This window comes from Streptomyces sp. MUSC 14 (assembly GCF_001866675.1).
Lineage (GTDB): Bacteria > Actinomycetota > Actinomycetes > Streptomycetales > Streptomycetaceae > Streptomyces.
In genome coordinates, this window is the sequence record NZ_MLYN01000037.1 from 88,352 (window position 1) to 105,924 (window position 17,573).

At 71.7% G+C, this 17,573-nt stretch carries 15 protein-coding genes; 10 read left to right on the top strand and 5 right to left on the bottom strand.

All coding sequences use genetic code 11. The features are described 5' to 3' along the window. Window positions 1-49: 49 nt before the first annotated feature. Window positions 50-1,216 carry a xylose isomerase gene (gene xylA / locus BIV25_RS23785; RefSeq protein ID WP_071374425.1) on the top strand — a complete coding sequence of 389 codons (1,167 nt, stop codon included), beginning with the start codon at window positions 50-52 and terminating at the stop codon, window positions 1,214-1,216. A gap of 173 nt (window positions 1,217-1,389) precedes the next feature. Here the strand turns inward: xylA and BIV25_RS23790 are convergent, their stop codons facing one another. Together BIV25_RS23790 and BIV25_RS23795 are read right to left on the bottom strand one after the other, a co-directional pair. Further along, window positions 1,390-2,721: an SWF or SNF family helicase gene (locus tag BIV25_RS23790; RefSeq protein WP_071374426.1), complete on the bottom strand. Its 1,332-nt coding sequence runs from the start codon at window positions 2,719-2,721 to the stop codon at window positions 1,390-1,392. Then, window positions 2,718-5,621: a DEAD/DEAH box helicase gene (locus BIV25_RS23795; RefSeq protein ID WP_071374427.1), complete on the bottom strand. Its 2,904-nt coding sequence runs from the start codon at window positions 5,619-5,621 to the stop codon at window positions 2,718-2,720. Before BIV25_RS23795 ends, BIV25_RS23790 begins: the two co-directional genes overlap by 4 nt. A gap of 433 nt (window positions 5,622-6,054) precedes the next feature. On the opposite strand from BIV25_RS23795, the gene BIV25_RS23800 reads away from it, so the two are divergent. After that, window positions 6,055-6,237, top strand: a complete 183-nt coding sequence (locus tag BIV25_RS23800) for a hypothetical protein (protein WP_071374581.1) — start codon at window positions 6,055-6,057, stop codon at window positions 6,235-6,237. A gap of 190 nt (window positions 6,238-6,427) precedes the next feature. On the opposite strand, the gene BIV25_RS23805 is transcribed toward BIV25_RS23800, so the two are convergent. Beyond that, a complete protein-coding gene (locus BIV25_RS23805) occupies window positions 6,428-7,306 on the bottom strand; it encodes a hypothetical protein (protein WP_071374428.1) in 879 nt (292 codons plus the stop codon). A 313-nt stretch (window positions 7,307-7,619) separates the two neighbouring features. Between BIV25_RS23805 and BIV25_RS23810 the strand changes: the two genes are divergently transcribed. Beyond that, window positions 7,620-8,525, top strand: coding sequence for an oxygenase MpaB family protein (locus tag BIV25_RS23810; protein ID WP_071374582.1), 906 nt, complete (start codon window positions 7,620-7,622; stop codon window positions 8,523-8,525). A 128-nt stretch (window positions 8,526-8,653) separates the two neighbouring features. On the opposite strand, the gene BIV25_RS23815 is transcribed toward BIV25_RS23810, so the two are convergent. Then, the gene (locus BIV25_RS23815) at window positions 8,654-9,253 is read right to left on the bottom strand and encodes a class I SAM-dependent methyltransferase (protein WP_071374429.1); all 600 of its coding nucleotides are present in this window, start codon (window positions 9,251-9,253) and stop codon (window positions 8,654-8,656) included. A 151-nt stretch (window positions 9,254-9,404) separates the two neighbouring features. Between BIV25_RS23815 and BIV25_RS23820 the strand changes: the two genes are divergently transcribed. The 7 genes from BIV25_RS23820 to BIV25_RS54520 all read left to right on the top strand — a co-directional run bounded on the left by BIV25_RS23820 (window position 9,405) and on the right by BIV25_RS54520 (window position 16,640). After that, a complete protein-coding gene (locus BIV25_RS23820; RefSeq protein WP_071374430.1) occupies window positions 9,405-10,178 on the top strand; it encodes an MHYT domain-containing protein in 774 nt (257 codons plus the stop codon). Between the two features lie 48 nt (window positions 10,179-10,226). Continuing rightward, on the top strand, window positions 10,227-12,785 hold the full coding sequence (locus BIV25_RS23825; RefSeq protein WP_177235393.1) for a nitrate- and nitrite sensing domain-containing protein: 2,559 nt from the start codon (window positions 10,227-10,229) through the stop codon (window positions 12,783-12,785). Next, on the top strand, window positions 12,782-13,219 hold the full coding sequence (locus BIV25_RS23830; protein ID WP_071374431.1) for a roadblock/LC7 domain-containing protein: 438 nt from the start codon (window positions 12,782-12,784) through the stop codon (window positions 13,217-13,219). The genes BIV25_RS23825 and BIV25_RS23830 overlap by 4 nt, the downstream gene beginning before the upstream one ends. A 17-nt stretch (window positions 13,220-13,236) precedes the next feature. Beyond that, a complete protein-coding gene (locus BIV25_RS23835) occupies window positions 13,237-13,650 on the top strand; it encodes a DUF742 domain-containing protein (protein ID WP_071374432.1) in 414 nt (137 codons plus the stop codon). Between the two features lie 197 nt (window positions 13,651-13,847). After that, window positions 13,848-14,447 carry an ATP/GTP-binding protein gene (locus BIV25_RS23840; RefSeq protein ID WP_071374584.1) on the top strand — a complete coding sequence of 200 codons (600 nt, stop codon included), beginning with the start codon at window positions 13,848-13,850 and terminating at the stop codon, window positions 14,445-14,447. Window positions 14,448-14,720: 273 nt separating this feature from the next. Continuing rightward, entirely contained in the window at window positions 14,721-15,134 is a 414-nt protein-coding gene (locus BIV25_RS23845) for a roadblock/LC7 domain-containing protein (RefSeq protein ID WP_071374433.1), read from the top strand. Window positions 15,135-15,260: 126 nt separating this feature from the next. After that, complete coding sequence (locus tag BIV25_RS54520) at window positions 15,261-16,640, top strand: DUF6397 family protein (protein WP_371273061.1); 1,380 nt, start codon at window positions 15,261-15,263, stop codon at window positions 16,638-16,640. 47 nt (window positions 16,641-16,687) lie between these two features. On the opposite strand, the gene BIV25_RS23855 is transcribed toward BIV25_RS54520, so the two are convergent. After that, window positions 16,688-17,554 (bottom strand): acyl-CoA thioesterase II, encoded by an 867-nt coding sequence (locus tag BIV25_RS23855; RefSeq protein ID WP_071374434.1) that lies wholly within the window; start codon window positions 17,552-17,554, stop codon window positions 16,688-16,690. Window positions 17,555-17,573 lie beyond the last annotated feature (19 nt).

Consider the following 17,573-nt stretch of genomic DNA (forward strand, 5'->3'; position numbering starts at 1 on the left):
TTGTAAACGGCCATGACGAAATAGTCGTACGCAGCAAGGGAGCCGCGGCATGAGCTACCAGCCCACCCCCGACGACAGGTTCACCTTCGGCCTGTGGACCGTCGGCTGGCAGGGAAGGGACCCGTTCGGCGACGCCACCCGCCGCGCCCTCGACCCGGTCGAGACGGTCCAGCGACTGGCCGAGCTGGGCGCCCACGGGGTGACCTTCCACGACGACGATCTGATCCCCTTCGGCGCCTCGGACACCGAGCGCGAATCGCACATCAAGCGCTTCCGCCAGGCTCTGGACACCACCGGTATGACCGTCCCGATGGCCACCACGAACCTGTTCACACATCCCGTGTTCAAGGACGGCGCCTTCACCGCCAACGACCGCGACGTGCGCCGCTACGCACTGCGCAAGACCATCCGCAACATCGACCTCGCGGTCGAACTGGGCGCGAAGACCTATGTCGCCTGGGGCGGGCGCGAGGGAGCCGAGTCGGGCGCCGCCAAGGACGTGCGTGCCGCCCTGGACCGTATGAAGGAGGCCTTCGACCTGCTGGGCGAGTACGTCACCGCGCAGGGCTACGACCTCCGCTTCGCCATCGAACCCAAGCCGAACGAGCCCCGCGGAGACATCCTGCTGCCGACCGTCGGCCACGCGTTGGCCTTCATCGAGCGCCTGGAGCGCCCCGAGCTGTACGGCGTCAACCCCGAGGTCGGGCACGAGCAGATGGCCGGCCTGAACTTTCCACACGGCATCGCGCAGGCTCTGTGGGCGGGCAAGCTGTTCCACATCGACCTCAACGGTCAGTCCGGTATCAAGTACGACCAGGATCTGCGGTTCGGCGCCGGTGACCTGCGGGCGGCGTTCTGGCTGGTCGACCTGCTGGAGAGTGCCGGTTACGAGGGGCCGCGCCACTTCGACTTCAAGCCGCCGCGGACCGAGGACCTGGACGGCGTGTGGGCGTCGGCCGCGGGCTGCATGCGCAACTACCTGATACTGAAGGAGCGAGCGGCCGCCTTCCGGGCCGATCCGGAGGTCCGGGAGGCACTGCGCGCTTCGCGTCTGGACCAGCTGGCCCAGCCGACCGCGGCCGACGGTCTTCAGGCCCTGCTCGCCGACCGTACGGCCTTCGAAAACTTCGATGCGACGGCCGTGGCCGCCCGCGGGATGGCCTTTGAGCGCCTCGATCAACTGGCGATGGACCACCTGCTCGGAGCACGCGGCTGACCGGCCGTACGCACGCGTGCCCTTGCCGGGCATGAGGCAGGGCTGGGGAGAGCAGCCGCATCACAGGCTGCTGTCCCCAGCCCTCCTGGATCGCCACCGAGCCCGACCCGGTCACGAAGCCGCCGCCGGAGCCGGTACGACCCGGATCGTGTCGATGCTGTGGTGGCGCCACCTCAAACTTCTTTGCTGTCCGCGGACTTCAATCCGGCAGGTTCCCAGCGCTGTGTGCCCTCCGTGTCCATGTCGAGGCGAGCCACGGCCAGAGCGGCAGCCGGATCGGGGTCGGGTCCGCCCACCGGGATCCAACGGCCGTCCTCGTCGCGGTACGGCCACCAGCGGCCGTCGGGGTCCAGACGCAACTGAACTCCTTCGCCGGGCACGGTCCATTGGTTGCCGTTCCGGTCGAACGACGGCAGCTCGTCCGCCTCCCAGGCCGCTTCCAGCGCCACACGCGCGCGTGCGAGCGCCGCGCCTCGCACCGGCCGTTCCTCGTCCAGCACGGCCAAGGCCGCCGCGCCCCCGGTGCGCCAGGCCCGGACGGCGGCCGTCAAGCCCTCGCGGCCACGGCCGCACCCTTCGGCGAGCCGGTCGGTGACCGAGCCCGCGGGCGCTGCGCAGGCGAGGCGTACGGCGTCCTGTGCCGCCGTCAGGACGGGCCCGTCTCGCACGTCCCCGCGAAGGACCTCTGCCAGCAGCCGGTATGCCTCCACAGCGGTGCGGTCCGCCAGGTGCGCCAATGCCAGAGGTTCGATCCCGGGCGCCGCGGCAGCAACGGTGTCGAGACTTGGCGGGGTACCGGGCACCGGGGGCAGTCCGGGCAGCCCGGGGAGCGGGGGCAGGATGTCACCGGTCGCCCATGCCTCCGCCGCGTCCACTCCTTCGGCCACGCGCGCGTCGGTTTCCGACCGGGACGCGGAGGCGCTACCGCGTACGTGCAGCTCCGTGAGGAAGACCTCCCGCTCCCGGCCCCGCAACAGCAGGAGCAGAAACGGATCTTCGTCCAGCAGACGCGCAACCTGGTGGCACAGCGCGGCGGTGTGCCCGCAGTGGTCCCACGTTCCGCAGTCACACTCCGGCTCCAGATCGCCGAGGCCCGGTAGCAGATCGATACCGCTCACCGCGGCGTCCTCGATCAGATGCGCGGGCAGCTCCCGATCGAGCAGCGCCGCCATGTGACCGGCCTGCTCCACGGCCACGTCCAGGAACCGGGCCCACTCCTCCTCGGACAGCTCCGGCAGCAGCACGTCGGCCCGGTGGGCAGCGCCTCCGGGCTCCCGTACGACGGCTGTGACGCGGCCCGGCCGTACGGTCATCGCACCCACGCTGCCCGCGCGCGCGAGCCGGCGCCCCGCCGTGACCGCCGCGTTGTCCAACGCCCCGTCCTCCAGCGCTCGCAGCCAGGAGCGGCCCCACCAGGTTCCCGCGAACGCCTTTCCATGCGCGGGTGGTTGTGCGGCGAACGTGCGCCCGGCCACGCGCGTGTTCCTCTGGCCGTAACGGTTCATCGCGCCTCCCCGCGCAGTTCCACCAGCGCGGCCAGTTCCGTGTCGGTCAACTCCGTCAGTGCGGCCTCTCCGGTGGCGAGCACCGCGTCCGCCAACTCCCGCTTGCGGGCAAGCATCTCCGCGATCCGGTCCTCCAGAGTGCCCTCGGCGATCAGCCGGTGCACCTGCACCGGACGGGTCTGCCCGATGCGGTACGCGCGGTCGGTGGCCTGCGCCTCGACCGCAGGATTCCACCAGCGGTCGTAGTGCACGACATGCTCGGCCCGCGTGAGGTTGAGGCCCGTCTCGGCGGCCTTCAAGGACAGCAGGAACACGGGCACCTCACCTTCCTGGAAGCGCCGAACCATCGCCTCGCGCGCGGTGACCGGCGTCCCGCCGTGCAGCAGCAGCGAGGGCACTCCACGGTTCGTCAGATGCCGCTCGAGCAGGTGGGCCATGCGTACGTACTGCGTGAAGACGAGCACGCCCGAACCCTCCGAGAGGATCGTGCCGAGCAGTTCGTCGAGCAGCTCCAGCTTCCCGGAGCGCCCGGTGAGCCGAGGCTCGTCCTCCTTGAGGAACTGCGCCGGGTGGTTGCAGATCTGCTTCAGGCCGGTCAGCAACTGCACGATCAGGCCCCGGCGGGCCATGGCGTCGGTGGCCATGATCCGGTCCAGTGTCTCGCGAGCCAACGCCTCGTAGAGTCCTGCTTGTTCGGGTGTGAGGGCCACGGGGCGATCGCTCTCGGTCTTCGGCGGCAGCTCGGGCGCGATGCCGGGGTCCGACTTTCGCCGCCGCAGCAGGAACGGCCGCACGAGCTTCGAGAGCCGCCCCGCGGCGGCCGGGTCAACGCCTCCCTCCACCGGCTGCGCATAGCGCGCGCGGAAGGCACCGAGCCGACCGAGCAGGCCAGGCGTCGTCCAGTCGAGGATCGCCCACAGTTCCGTGAGGTTGTTCTCCACCGGGGTGCCGGTGAGCGCCACACGCGCGCGTGAGCCGATCGAGCGCAGCGCCCGCGCGGTCGCCGCGTAGGGGTTCTTCACATGCTGAGCCTCGTCGGCCACGACCAGACCCCAGGGCACCTCGGCGAGATGCTCCGCGTCGAGGCGCATGGTGCCGTATGTGGTGAGCACGAACTCCCCCGACGCGACGGAACCGAGATCACGCCCGGGCCCGTGGAACCTGCGTACCGGCACACCGGGAGCGAACCGCTCGATCTCGCGCTGCCAGTTGCCGAGCAGGGAGGCCGGGCAGACGACGAGCGCCGGGCCGGCGGACGAGGCGTCCGTCTGCCGGTACAGATGCAGTGCGATCAGTGTGACGGTCTTGCCGAGGCCCATGTCGTCGGCGAGGCAGCAGCCCAGGCCGAGGGAGGTCATGCGGGCCAGCCAGTCGAGGCCGTGCAACTGGTAGTCCCGCAGCGTGGCGGACAGGCCCGGCGGGGAGCCGACGGTGCGAACCGGCTCGGGGTCCGTGAGCCGCTCCCGGAGCCGTTCCAGCCACCCTGTCGAGCGCACGTCGACCGGTTGGCCGTCGACCTCGGTCGACCCCGTCAGCGCGGCGACCAGTGCCTCGACGGGAGCCACCGAGCGGTCGTGCCGGCTCCGGGCGTCGTCCGCCTGTCGCGGGTCGACCAGGGCCCATCCGTCGTGCAACCGCACCAGGGGTCGTTTGGCCTCCGCGAGCCGGTCAAGCTCCGCCCGGGACAGCTCCCGCCCGCCCAGAGCGAAACCCCAGGACAAGCCGACGGAGGTGCCTGCCGAAAGGAATGCCGAGGGAGCCGGGGCATCTCCTGTGGAGGACCTGTCGTCGTCCGGCGGACCGACAGTCGCGTACACGGCCAGGTCGCGCGACAGATCCTTCGGCCAGTGCACGTCGACGCCCGCCGCGGCCAGGGCGCCGCTGCCCTCACCCAGCAGTTCGGAGGTCTCGTCGTCGGCGAGGTCCACGGCGTCCGGCACGGCGGCGGTGAGCAGGGGCGTCAGCGGCGGCCAGGCGCGGGCCGCGCGGCGCAGCGCCAGCAGCGTGTCTGTACGCGCGCGTGTACCGGACGACTCGTGTCCCTGCCCGGTGCCGCTCCACAGACCGGCGGCGTCCATGACGTCCGGCGCCCCGCTCGGCCCGTGTACTTGCAGCACCGCGCGGAACCGGACCCGGCCGTTGTCCTGCGCAGCGGCGGGGCCGAGCCCGGACACCTCCACGCGCAGCGACAGCCGTATGCCGGCGTCATGGGCGGCGGCGATGTCGTCCGCCCAGGCCCGCAGCCCGGGCAGGCGCTGCGGCTCGGGCGTCGCGTACGCGGGGCCGCCGGTCACCCAGGAGGCCGCGGGAGAGCGCGGGAGCACGTCGGCGACCGCGTCCAGGAACGCCCGGAGCAGTCGTTCCGGGTCGGGCAGCCGGGCCGGCTCATCGGCCGTGAGCGGCACCGCATGGGCCTCCGGAGGCATGGCGGCGGCGAGTTCGCGCACCAGCTCCGCGTCCTGTGCGGACAGTGGGCCCACCCGCCAGACGTCGTGATCGCCCGCGGACAGACCCGGTAGAAGCAGTCCGCGGGCGAGGAAGTGCAGGGCCAGTCCGCAGGCAGCTGCCCAGAAGTCGGCCGAGCGGTGGGCCTCCGGGAATGCACGCGTGCGCGTGAGCAGCGGCAGGGCCTCTTGCACGGGGAGCAGGACCGCGGGAGTACGGACCTGCTCGACACCGCCGTCCTCGGTGGGCAGCACGACGTCCAGCTCCGTCGCGGAGCCACCAGGGACCGTGGGCGGGGTCCCACCGTCCCAGCTCCAGAAGGCGAAACTGCCGTCCCGCGCCGGGTCGGACGGCAGGAACTCGACGCAGCAGCGGGCCAGTTCGGAGAATTCTGAGAAGGGTGCCGTGGGAATGGTCTGCACAGCTCTGCCGCACTCCTCAAATTTGACTACCATGGTTGGAGTCGCCGAGGGTACAGCACGCCGAGGGTGTAACCGGGCATGCCGGCGTCATGATCAAGGTCACTTCACAATCTGTTCGACCAGCGGGGCCGCAGCAGGACCGTTCACGGAGCACCGGCGGGGCGTGGGCCCTGGCGTCACCACGTCCGGCGGTCGCTTTGGGCGGGCCGGAAAGCGCGTGAGGGAGGGAGTGGAAATTGCTCGTACCGGCGGCCGACACCGGGCGCGTGGACGAGCGATACTGCGAGCAGAGCCCGGACTGCGACAACGACCGGGCCGCGATAAGGGGCGAGCTGTGCGCAGGCCCCGGCAGGACCATTAGGGGGCGGGCCTCGGGGATGTCTCAGGGTCGGGGTCCGGAACCGCGGGGAGCGCGGGGCCGTTTTCTGAGCAGAGAGCGGCAGTGGCCGCGAAGGAGGCGACGTTCATGTCCAAGAACGCGAAGATCGCCGCAGGAGGCGTGGCGGTCGGGCTGATCCTGCTCGTATGGCTGCCCTGGTGGGTGTCATTCCTGATTGTGGTCGGGGTCCCCGTGGCCGCGTACCTGACGCTGGACCCCTCGCAGCGGCGCAGGCTTCGCAGGGTGACCCGCAAGGAACTCGGTCGCTGAGGCGGCGGCGGACAGCCGGAGATGCCCCGCCCGGGCTCCGGGCGGGCGTAGGCGCTCGAACAGGCACCCGCGGAGATCAGGGCGCGACTCCGAGGGGCGCGCCGTCGCCGGAAGCGCGGTTCCCGGGGCCGATACGGGCGTCTGGCGCAGGGCGGCGGGTACGGCGGCCCGGGACGAGGGCCGCCTGCTCTCAGATGGGCCGTACGGCCATCTTGTCGAGCGCCTCCAGCAGGCCCGGCAGCTCGGGGCCCCGGCCCACCGGCAGAACCTCACCGGGTTCCTCGTCCAGCAGGACGAACGCGATGTCGTCGGTGCGGGCCACCATCGACCAGCCGGGCCCGTCAGCGCGCAGCGTACGGGCGTCTCCCGGGGCGAACGACGAGCGCACCCGGCCGAGCGGCGGCGGCGAGTCGACGTAGGCGCGTGCCTCCGCGAGCACCCGCTTCACACCGCGATGGCCGCTGCGCGGCAGGTTTCCGCCGCCCGGCGCCGGTTCGGCGGACTCGCCGGCTTCCGTGCCCTGCGTCGGGGGCTCGGCGGCCTGCGCCGGCCCGTCCGGTGCGGAGAACTTCTCGTCGTCGATCTGGTCCCGCCATGCCGCCCACTGCAACGCGATCTCGTCGGCGCCCAGGCGGCGCTGGGCCGGTCCCCAGGCGCTGGTGTCCGGCGGGCTCAGCGGGGGTCCCTCCGTCAGCTCGGGAGCGGGGTCGTGCGGCGCGGGGACACCAGGGGCCGACACTGCGACAGCCAGGGGCCAGCCCGGCAGCGCGGCCACGACCGCGCGCTCGTCCGGCGACAGTTCGTACTCCATGCCGCAGTCCCAGGACGCGATCGCCACGGCGACCAGCGAAACGTCGTCGATGACAACCGTCCAGCGGGCGCCGTCACCGTCCTGGCCCAGCACCAGGCCGTACCCGTCGGCACGGGGCGCCAGCCCCAGCGCCGTGCACGCCTCCGGATAGTCGTCGCCCAGCACGCTCGGAAACTGCGCCGGCGTGAGCAGCACCGCCGTCAGTACGTACAGCGCATCGTCCGCGGCGGCGACGGCCGCATCGTCCGTCCCGGCCATCCCAGCCTCCCCAGTGGTTCTTCCAACGGCGCGCACCCTAGTGCGAGGGCAAGCCCCTTGTCACGACAGCCCACACCACGCGGAGCTGCTGGTTTCCACCTGGACGGGGGCGAAACGGCCACGCCGGACCCGAGGCGTCGCCATGGTGCGGAGCGGCCCGAGCGGATCGCAGGCCGCTGTCGCCGCTGTCTCGAACATGTTGTGTGCGCACCGCCTCCACGTCCCGATCTTACCGTCGCCGACAGCTCATCCGTGGTCACCCACCGTAGAGTTGGACTTTCGTCGGAAGAGGCGGAAGAAGGGCAACGGTGTGGTGAAGCGGTTCGAGCGCCTCGAGCGGATCCGTCGGCTGGATCCGGTGGCGGACGCGGTGGAGATCTACCGGCTGAGTGCGGCGTTCGAGTTCCCCTGGGACTACACGCGCGCTCTTGAACTGGCCCTGTACCGCACCTACGCCGTGCCGAGCATCGGCCGGCTGCTCGCCGAGACGGGCGAGCTGACCGAGCGTACGCAGAAGCGGTACGACGACACCGCGCTGCTCCTCGACACCATCGTCGAGCACGGCTTCGCCGCCGAGGAGGGCCGCACGGCGATCCGGCGCATCAACCAGATGCACGGCAGCTACGACATCGGCGACGACGACATGCGCTATGTCCTGAGCACCTTCGTCGTGGTGCCAAGACGCTGGATCGACGCCTACGGATGGCGGCGGCTGTCACGGCACGAGATCGTGGCCGCGACCGAGTACTACCGCACTCTCGGCCGGCACATGGGCATCCCTGGCATCCCCGCGACCTATGAGGAGTTCGAGGCGCTCCTCGACTCCTACGAGCGCGATCACTTCGGCTGGGACGAGCGGGCCCGGCAGGTCTCCGACGCCACCCTCGAACTGATGACGTCCTGGTATCCGCGCCCGTTGGCGCCGGTGCTGCGCACGGCGACGCTGGCGCTGCTCGACGAGCCGCTGCTGCGTACGTTCCGTTACCCGCCACCCGGCGCTGCCACGACCGCTCTGGTGCGTCGCGCGGTACGCACGCGTGGCAGGCTCGTCCGGCTGCTGCCGCCACGCAGCGCCCCCCACTTCGCCCGCCAGAACCGCGAGATCAAGGGCTACCCGAACGGCTACCGTGTCGCCGGCCTGGGGACCCGTCCGACCCCCGGACTACGCGGATGCCCGGTGCGGCACCGGGACGTCTCAGCCATCGATGCCGCCGATTGACGCGAGTGCGCCGACGCCCGGGGAGTTCGGTCCGCTTCGCGACACCCGCGTGGTGGGGAGGCCGGACCGCAAGGGCGGGCGCCGCCGCGGCACGGCACCGCGTGAGTGCGTCTTTGTCGATATGTTGCTCAGTTCTCGCGTGTTGCGAGAGCGAGGAACCGTGCGTCCTCGTCGACGTACGACGTCATGCGCCATCCCGAACCGGCCAGGAGCCGACCGAGGTTGGCCTCGGCGCGCAGATCCTCCGTCGTGATCTGCCGGCCCTGCCGGGCCGCCAGGGCCGCACGCCCGATGGGATGGAACAGCGCGAGCGCGCCGCCCGGCCGTACCACGCGGGCCAGCTCCCGCAAGTTGTCCACCGGTTGCGGCAGATGGGCGATCAGGCCGGCCGCGAACACGGCGTCCAGGGTTCGCGAGCGCAGCGGCAGCGCGGCGACGTCCGTGAGCAGCAATCGCCCGTCGCGGTCCCGGCCCGCCCGTGCGGCCGCCTTGAGCATCGCCGGAGTCAGATCGGCGCCCAGCACCACCCCGGAGGGGCCCACGGCGGCCCGCAGCGGCGGCAGGGCGCGCCCCGTGCCGCAGCCAGCGTCCAGCACCCGGTCCCCCTTCCTCAGCCCGAGATCGGTCACGGCGGCCGTGTAGGCGGGGCCGTCGTCGGGGAACCTGCTGTCCCAGTCGGCCGCCCGGACACCGAAGAACTCCTGCACGCGTGTGTGGTCTTCGCTCATGCTCCGCATAATTCCTCACCGTCACGGGGGATACACGGGCGCACATGTTCGGGCCGGACTCGATCGTTCCGTCGCACCCGCCTGTCATATTCCAGCACGTTTCGAAATGCGCCCCCTGTGTGCGCCCGTGCCCCCCTAGCGTCCCTTGGCCATGGGACACTTGGACCACGCCGCCTTCGGCTGGCTGACCCCCGTGCTGTCGTACCTGATGGCCTGTACGGGCGCCGCACTCGGACTGCGCTGCACTGTCCGCGCGCTCGCCACCACCGGCCGCTCGCGCCGCAACTGGCTCGTCACCGCCGCATCCGCGATCGGGACGGGCATCTGGACGATGCACTTCGTGGCCATGCTCGGCTTCCGCGTCAGCGGCACCGGCATCCGCTACGACGTACCCCTGACCATCCTCAGCCTCCTCGTCGCGATGGTCGTCGTCTGCGCCGGTGTCTTCGCCGTCGGCTACAGCCGCGATCGCAACCGGGCGTTGCTGCTCGGCGGACTCACCACCGGGCTGGGCGTCGCCAGCATGCACTATCTGGGCATGGCGGCGGTCCGGCTGCACGGCGACGTCCGGTACGACCCCGTCCTCGTCGGACTGTCAGTGCTGATCGCCGTCGTGGCGGCGACGGCGGCCCTGTGGGCCGGCCTCAACATCACGTCGCCGCGTGCGGTCACCGCCGCCTCCCTCGTCATGGGAGCGGCCGTCAGCAGCATGCACTACACCGGGATGTTCGCGGTGAGCGTACGTGTGAATCCCTCCGGCCAGGAGCTGCCCGGGGCCACGGCGATGCAGTTCATCTTCCCCCTCGCCGTCGGCCTCGGGTCCTATCTCTTCATCACCTCGGCCTTCGTCGCCCTCTCGCCCACGGCCGACGAGCGCGAGGCCTCCGCCTCCGCGCAGCGGCCCGTCGAGACCGTTGCCCGCTAGGGGCAGCCAGGCCGGAGCGCCCCGACCCACGTCCCGATCGAGGAGGCCATGCGCCCGCCCCGTACCACCCCGAAATCCGATGCCTCGGCACCCGCCCCGCGCGGCCGCCGTGCGCATGCCGGTCCGCCTGCCGACGAGGTCGCCGACCGGCTCGTCGGCGCGTCTCCGGCACAGGCACACGCGCGTGGGAGCCGCCGGTACCTGCGGCCCCGTACCGTGCGCGCCAAGGTCGTCAGCCTGCTGATGGTGCCCGTCGTCTCCCTGCTCTCCCTGTGGGCCTACGCCACCGTGAGCACCGCCCAGGACGTCGCCCGGCTGCGTCAGTCCCAGCAGGTCGACGCCGACCTGCGGACGCCGGTGGCCATAGCCGTCGCCGCGCTCCAGGCCGAGCGCGCCGCGGCCGTGCGCCACACCCTCTCACCCGGCGCGGCCGACGGCAGCGATCTCCAAGGCCTGGCCGACCGTACCGACCGGGCCGTGGCCGAGCTGCGCCTCGGCGGGGACAACACCGTCGCAGACAGCGAGGAGCTGCCCGCCGACGTCTCCGGGCGCCTCGCCGCCTTCGTCACCGGCGCCGAGCATCTGCGCGCGCTGCGGGCGGCCGTACTCGACCACAAGTCCGGCTGGGACACGGCGTACGCGCAGTACACGAAGACCATCGGCGCAGCCTTCGCGGTGGACGGCGCTCTGACGGGCATCCAGCAGGCCGACGTCGGCTCCGACGCGCGCGTGCTGCTCGAATTCTCCCTGGCCGCCGAGGCGCTCGCTCAGGAGGACACGCTGCTCGGCGGCGGCGCGGGCGGCCTTCAGGGGGAGCGGCTGCGGCTGTTCGGCGCCGCTGTCGCCGCGCGCCGTACGTTCACCGACACGGCCGTCGCCGATCTTCCGACAGCCCAGCGAAGAGCCTGGCGGGACCTGTCCCGCAGCGCCTCCTACACGGCCCTCGGGGCGGCCGAGGACAAGATCCTCACCGCAGGGCCCGGCGGCAGGCCGGCCGGGGCGGGACCGCAAGCCGCCTGGAGTGCCGCCCACGCACGCGTGCAGGACGGCATGCGGAGCATTGCGACGGACACGGGCCGGAATGTCGCGGGCCGGGCCGACCCGGTGACCCGCGGACTGCTCAGCCCCGCCGGTGCCGCCGTACTCCTCGGCCTGGCCGCTGTCGTCGCCTCACTCGTCATCTCCGTGCGCATCGGACGCGGACTCGTGGTCGAACTCGTGAGCCTGCGCAACGACGCCCTGGACATCGCCCGCCGCAAACTCCCGGAAGCGATGCGCAGACTACGCGCGGGCGAGGAACTCGACATCGAGGAGGAGGCCCCCGCGGGACCACCGGCCGAGGACGAGACGGGCCAGGTGTCGGAAGCCCTTTCCACCGTTCACCGTGCTGCCCTGCACGCCGCCGTGGAGCGCGCCGAGCTCGCCAGCGGCATCTCCGGGGTCTTCGTCAACCTCGCGCGCCGCAGTCAGGTGCTGGTCCACCGTCAGCTCAGCCTCCTCGACAGCATGGAGCGCCGTTCCGACGATCCCGACGAACTGAGCGACCTCTTCCGACTGGACCACCTCACCACCCGGATGCGGCGCCACGCCGAAAGCCTGATCATCCTCTCGGGCGCGGCACCCGGCCGGGCCTGGCGCATGCCGGTGACGCTCACGAACGTCGTACGGGCCGCCGTATCGGAAGTCGAGGACTACGCGCGCGTGGAGGTCCGCCAGTTCCCCGAGGCGCACGTCGTCGGTGCCGCCGTCGCCGACCTCACCCACCTGCTCGCCGAACTCGTCGAGAACGCCGCCCAGTTCTCCCCGCCGCACACGCGCGTGCGTGTCACCGGCGAACCCGTCGGCAGCGGTTACGCGCTGGAGATCGAGGACCGGGGACTGGGCATGGGCGCCGAGACGCTCGCGGAGGCCAACCGGCGCATCGAACAGTCCGAGGCCCTCGACCTGTTCGACAGCGACCGCCTCGGTCTCTTCGTCGTCAGCCGACTCGCCTCGCGGCACGAGGTGAGGGTGCACCTGCGGACCTCACCCTACGGTGGCACGACCGCCGTCGTTCTGCTGCCCAGGGCCCTGCTCCACGGCGCTTCGATGGCTTCCCCCGCTCCACACCCCGGACAGGCCCACCACGACCAGCAACGCGCGTACGCGCGCGTGCCCGGCACGAGCGGACTCCACGAGGCCGTCACCGCACGGCCGGACCGCCCCGCCCTCGCGGCCACCATGCCCGGTCCGCACCCCACGGCCGGCGAGCCTGGACACCACGACAGGGACGAGGCGCAGGGCGGACACGGCATGACCGTCGAAACACCGCCGCCCGGAGTCACCGCCTTGCGCCCGCACCACCCGCCGAACGACTCCGAGCCCTCCGGCGACCTGCCACGCCGTGTGCGCCAGGCGAGCCTCGCTCCCCAACTCCGGCAACAGCGTCCCGAAGAAGCGGCGCCCGATCGGCGTGGTGACGACCGGCGCACCCCCGAGCTGGTGCGGGACCGCATGGCGGCCTACCGCGACGGCTGGGCGCGCGGCGGCGGCAGACAGCCCGGACGCGGAGCCGCTCCGGGAACCGTAACGGCCAGTGACGACAGCAGCGAAGGAGACCCGGCATGATCCAGGACCCCTACACGAGTGCCGGCCGGCGATCCGGCGAGCTGGACTGGCTGCTCGACGACCTGGTGACGCGCGTGAGGGAGGTACGGCACGCCGTCGTGCTCTCCAACGACGGGCTGGCCGTAGGCGCCTCCACCGGCCTCGCACGCGAGGATGCCGAGCATCTCGCCGCTGTCGCCTCCGGCTTCAACAGCCTCGCCAAGGGCGCGGGCCGGCACTTCGGAGCGGGCGGGGTGCGCCAGACCATGGTGGAGATGGACGACGCGTTCTTGTTCGTGGCCGCTGCGGGGGACGGTTCCTGCCTCGCCGTGCTCACTGCGGTCACCGCGGACATCGGGCTGGTCGCCTACGAGATGGCGCGCCTGGTCAAGCGGGTCGGCGAACACCTCCACACGCCACCGCGCGTCGCAGCACAGCCGCCCGTCGCCGGATGAGCCGAAAGGCGCCACCGATGACCGAGAACCCCATGGACGGCCCGCGGGAGCCGGGCAGCCAGTGGTACGACGGGGAGGCCGGGCCCCTGGTCCGCCCGTACGCCTTGACGGGTGGACGTACCCAGGCCGGGCCCTCCGGGGTGCGTTTCGACCTGATCGCCCTCGTCGCCCTCGACCCAGCGGCCCCGGCCCTCGATGACGCGACGGCGCTCGGCCCCGAACACCGGACCTTGATCCGGCTGTGCTGCACGGAGACGCAGTCCGTTGCCGAACTCGCCGCGGACGCCGACCTTCCCGTCGGCGTGGTCAGGGTGCTCCTCGGGGACCTCCTGGAACTCGGCCGTGTGGTCATCAGCCGCCCTGTGCCCCCGGCACACCTGCCCGACGAGCGGATTCTGCGCGAGGTCATCGCCGGATTGCGGGCGCTGTAGATGACCGCGCGGAGCGCGTCGTACGCCGCGCCCCGTCCCCATCCGGGCGCGTTGTGCTTCCGGCCGAGCGCAAGTCGCTCATATCAGTCGTGTTTCAGTCAAACAGTCCGCAAGGCTGCCCTGTTCGTCACGATGTCGATGCCGCGCCCGACGCGCGCGGGTGTCGACCGCGACCGGCCCTCCCGAGAGAAGTGATCATGGCTTCCGAGCACTCCGACGTCACCGGCGACACCGCGCTGGCGCTGAAGATACTGGTCGCCGGAGGGTTCGGCGTGGGCAAGACGACCCTCGTCGGGGCAGTCAGCGAGATCCGGCCGCTGCGCACGGAGGAACTGCTCAGCGAAGCAGGGCAGTTGGTCGACGACACCGATGGCGTGGACCGCAAGGTCACCACCACTGTCGCCATGGATTTCGGGCGTATCACCATCCGCTCGGGGCTGTCCCTCTATCTCTTCGGCACGCCGGGACAGGACCGCTTCTGGTTCCTCTGGGACGAGTTGTCACAGGGCGCCCTCGGTGCCGTCGTCCTCGCGGACACCCGGCGCCTGGAGGACTGCTTCCCCGCCGTCGACTACTTCGAGCACCGGAGCATCCCGTTCGTGGTGGCCGTCAACTGCTTCGCGGGAGCCCGTACCTACGGCGCCCGCGATGTCTGCCGGGCCCTCGATCTCGACCACGGCACCCCCGTGGTGCTCTGCGACGCACGCGACCGGGACTCCGGCAAGGAAGTCCTGATCCGGCTCGTCGAGTACGCGGGCCGGATGCACACGGCGCGGATCCTCAACTCGGTCGGCTGAGCCGCGAGATCGCGCCTCGTCGAGGTGCTCCCGTTCGCGCCGAAAGCGGTCCGTCCCTGCCCGGCGCGAGCCGACCGGTCGGCGCGTCAGTGTTTTCGTCGTCGCGCAAGGTGGCCAGGTTGGCCGTATCTGTACCGTCCGGGGCGAAGGTCCGACATTGCCCGTCGGTCATCTTCTGTGCCACGCGCCGATCCGGCTTGCCCGGACGCCGGAGGTGGTGAAGGCTGGCGGGGAGTTCCTCCAGTCAGGGGGATGTCACACGGGGAGACGGAGATGGCGCAGAACCAGGGACTCGGCTGGCTCCTGGACGATCTGACCGAGCGGGTGGACCATGTGCGACACGCGCTGGTCCTGTCGAACGACGGACTCGTCACGGGGGCGAGTACGGGCCTGCGCCGCGAGGACGCCGAGCACCTGGCTGCGGTGGCATCCGGGCTGCACAGCCTGGCCAAGGGTTCGGGGCGCCACTTCGGTGCCGGCAGTGTGCGACAGACCATGATCGAGTACGACGACGCCGTGCTGTTCGTGACCGCGGCGGGCACCGGTAGCTGTCTGTGTCTGCTCAGCGGTGCGGAGGCCGACATCGGTCAGATCGCCTACGAGATGACTCTGCTCGTCAACCGCGTCGGTGAACACCTCGGCGTCGACGCCAGGCAACCCGAGCGAGCTCCCAACCAGGATCTCTGAGCTGCACGTTTGCCTGCCCGCGTGGAGTTATCCACAGGCTCGCCACGATTTGCCCCGACCCGGCTACGGTGTGTACACGGTTCGCGCACGAGGCGTGAGCCTCCACTCCACGGGGGAGCGACGACCATGTCGGCAAGCATCATCAGCCCGCCCCGGCCCGCCACGTACACCCTGAGCCGCGCTGCTCGGGAACTGGGCCTCAAACGAAGCGAGTTCGACCTCGCTGTGCATCTCGGTCACATCCGCACCGTGCCCGACGAGGGCGGGGGAGGAGCCCGGCGGGTGGAGCTCACGGAGCTCGACCGACTCCGCGAGCGGCGCGACTTCCCGGATTCCCTCCGCAAGCGTGTCCAGGTGGTGGGCACCACCGAGGGCGCGGCGCTCATGGAGATCCCGGCCGGCCGCTTCACCCGCCTCGCCCGACTGGGACTTCTCGTGCCCGTGCGCTGGTACGTGAACCGCTACCGCGCCGTGGTCTGGCTCTATCTCGCGGACGACCTGCGGCACTTCACCCTGTGCCCGGAGAACGCGCATCTGCTCAAGGGACGCACCCCCGAGACCCTGCGCGGCCAGTTGGAAGCGGGAGTCGACCTGCGGGCCCGCAACTGGCGCGGACGGCACCTCGGCTTCCTGCTGCGGCAGACCGAGGAACCGTGGGTGCGCGCCGGAGCCGTGGCCGCGTTCCTCGCACCCGTCGAGATCGCCGACGTCGTCAAGGACCCTTATGAACGCTCGTATGTGAACCGCTTCCGGCCCACGCCACCCGGCCAGGGCCTTCCGGGATCGGCCGCGGCGCAACTCGCCGAGCGGATCACGACCGCGCAGGACGCGGACGAGATCGACTGGCTGCGCGGCGAACTGGCCCACGTGCTGGAGGAGGCCCGCAGCGTGACGCCCGCTCCGCGCCCGGCCTTCCGGCGCGTCGCGCCCTCCGTGCGAGCGGCGGCTCGCCCGATCCCGCCCCTGGCCCGAACGGTCACGCGGGACAGGGAGTTGGTGGTGCCGGCGGGCATGATGATCACGGGAGTGCCGGTGCGGGACGACGAGACGGCGGCCGGGGCCACCGAGCCGGCGGATCAGCCGGCGGCAGGGCCGTGCGCGGTGGACGGTGCGCCCGCGGTGCAGGCATCCGAGCGGCACGGTGAGCTCGCGGTGGGGAAACCTGATCCCACGGCCGGTCCGGCGCCTGCGACACCGGACACGCGGCGGAGGCCGGCGACAAGGGCGGCCGCGCCGGACGGTGAGCAGGTTGCTGCGGTTGCCGAGCCGGACGCCAGGCCGACTCCCGGGGAGTCCAAAGGACACGAAGGTCCGGTGTTCGGGGTGCCCTGGCCCGAGGACAGGGCCGCGGGCCGAGCCTTCGCGTGGCATCGCGCGCCGACGGTACGGCAGGCCGGGCCGCCCACGCGCCGGGACCGCCGGCCCGAGCGGGCCGCCCCGGCGCCGGCGGGCCGGGGTCTGCGCGGCTGGTTGAGGCGCGGAGGTCCACGCCCTGAACGCCGCTGAGCCCGGCCGGTGACGCGCAGCGGGCCGCGGATCCGGGCGAGGGTTCCCTACAGGGACCTGAACAGACCCTCCTGGACGACCGAGACCAGCAGTCGCCCCTGTAGGTCGTAGATACGCCCGCGGGCCAGCCCGCGCCCACCCGTGGCGATCGGCGACTCCTGGTCGTACAGGAACCACTCGTCCGCGCGGAACGGCCGGTGGAACCACATCGCGTGGTCCAGCGATGCCATGTCGAAGTTCCGCGGACCCCACAGGGATTCGACCGGGATGCGGACCGCGTCGAGGAGCGTCATGTCGCTGGCGTAGGTCAGCGCGCACGTGTGGACCAGCGGATCGTCGCCCAGTGGTCCGACCGCGCGCATCCACACTGCGCTGCGCGGCTCGGCCCCCTGGATCTCCTCGGCGTTCCAGCGCAGCCGGTCGACGTACCGGATGTCGAAGGGCTGGCGGCGCGCCATCCGCTCCAACTGCTCGGGCAGCGCGCCGAGGTGTTTTCGGATCTCCTCGGTGACCGTCGGCAGCGACTCCGGGTCCGGTACCTCGCGAGCCGGCGGCAGCTGGTGCTCGAACGGTCCTTCCTCAGGCTTGTGAAAGGAGGCGGTCAGATTGAAGATCGTGCGGCCCTGCTGTACGGCCGTGACCCGGCGCGTGGTGAACGACCGGCCGTCGCGGACCCGCTCCACCTGGTACACGATCGGCACGCCCGGGCGCCCCGGGCGCAGGAAGTACGCGTGCAGCGAGTGCACCGGGCGGTTGCCGTCCGTGGTGCGGCCGGCGGCGACCAGCGCCTGGCCCGCCACCTGGCCGCCGAAGACCCGCTGCAAGGACTCCTGCGGGCTGAGGCCACGGAAGATGTTGACCTCTATCTGCTCCAGGTCGAGCAGGTCGACCAGTCTCTCGGCCGGGTTCGTCATCGGTGGGTCTCTCCTTGGC

Bases quoted from the DNA above. Each gene is read 5' to 3' on its own strand.
- xylA (WP_071374425.1), top strand. From the start codon at position 50: ATGAGCTACCAGCCCACCCCCGACGACAGGTTCACCTTCGGCCTGTGG.
- BIV25_RS23790 (WP_071374426.1), bottom strand. From the start codon at position 2,721: ATGAACCGTTACGGCCAGAGGAACACGCGCGTGGCCGGGCGCACGTTC.
- BIV25_RS23795 (WP_071374427.1), bottom strand. From the start codon at position 5,621: ATGGTAGTCAAATTTGAGGAGTGCGGCAGAGCTGTGCAGACCATTCCC.
- BIV25_RS23800 (WP_071374581.1), top strand. From the start codon at position 6,055: ATGTCCAAGAACGCGAAGATCGCCGCAGGAGGCGTGGCGGTCGGGCTG.
- BIV25_RS23805 (WP_071374428.1), bottom strand. From the start codon at position 7,306: ATGGCCGGGACGGACGATGCGGCCGTCGCCGCCGCGGACGATGCGCTG.
- BIV25_RS23815 (WP_071374429.1), bottom strand. From the start codon at position 9,253: ATGAGCGAAGACCACACACGCGTGCAGGAGTTCTTCGGTGTCCGGGCG.
- BIV25_RS23820 (WP_071374430.1), top strand. From the start codon at position 9,405: ATGGGACACTTGGACCACGCCGCCTTCGGCTGGCTGACCCCCGTGCTG.
- BIV25_RS23825 (WP_177235393.1), top strand. From the start codon at position 10,227: ATGCGCCCGCCCCGTACCACCCCGAAATCCGATGCCTCGGCACCCGCC.
- BIV25_RS23830 (WP_071374431.1), top strand. From the start codon at position 12,782: ATGATCCAGGACCCCTACACGAGTGCCGGCCGGCGATCCGGCGAGCTG.
- BIV25_RS23835 (WP_071374432.1), top strand. From the start codon at position 13,237: ATGACCGAGAACCCCATGGACGGCCCGCGGGAGCCGGGCAGCCAGTGG.
- BIV25_RS23840 (WP_071374584.1), top strand. From the start codon at position 13,848: ATGGCTTCCGAGCACTCCGACGTCACCGGCGACACCGCGCTGGCGCTG.
- BIV25_RS23845 (WP_071374433.1), top strand. From the start codon at position 14,721: ATGGCGCAGAACCAGGGACTCGGCTGGCTCCTGGACGATCTGACCGAG.
- BIV25_RS54520 (WP_371273061.1), top strand. From the start codon at position 15,261: ATGTCGGCAAGCATCATCAGCCCGCCCCGGCCCGCCACGTACACCCTG.
- BIV25_RS23855 (WP_071374434.1), bottom strand. From the start codon at position 17,554: ATGACGAACCCGGCCGAGAGACTGGTCGACCTGCTCGACCTGGAGCAG.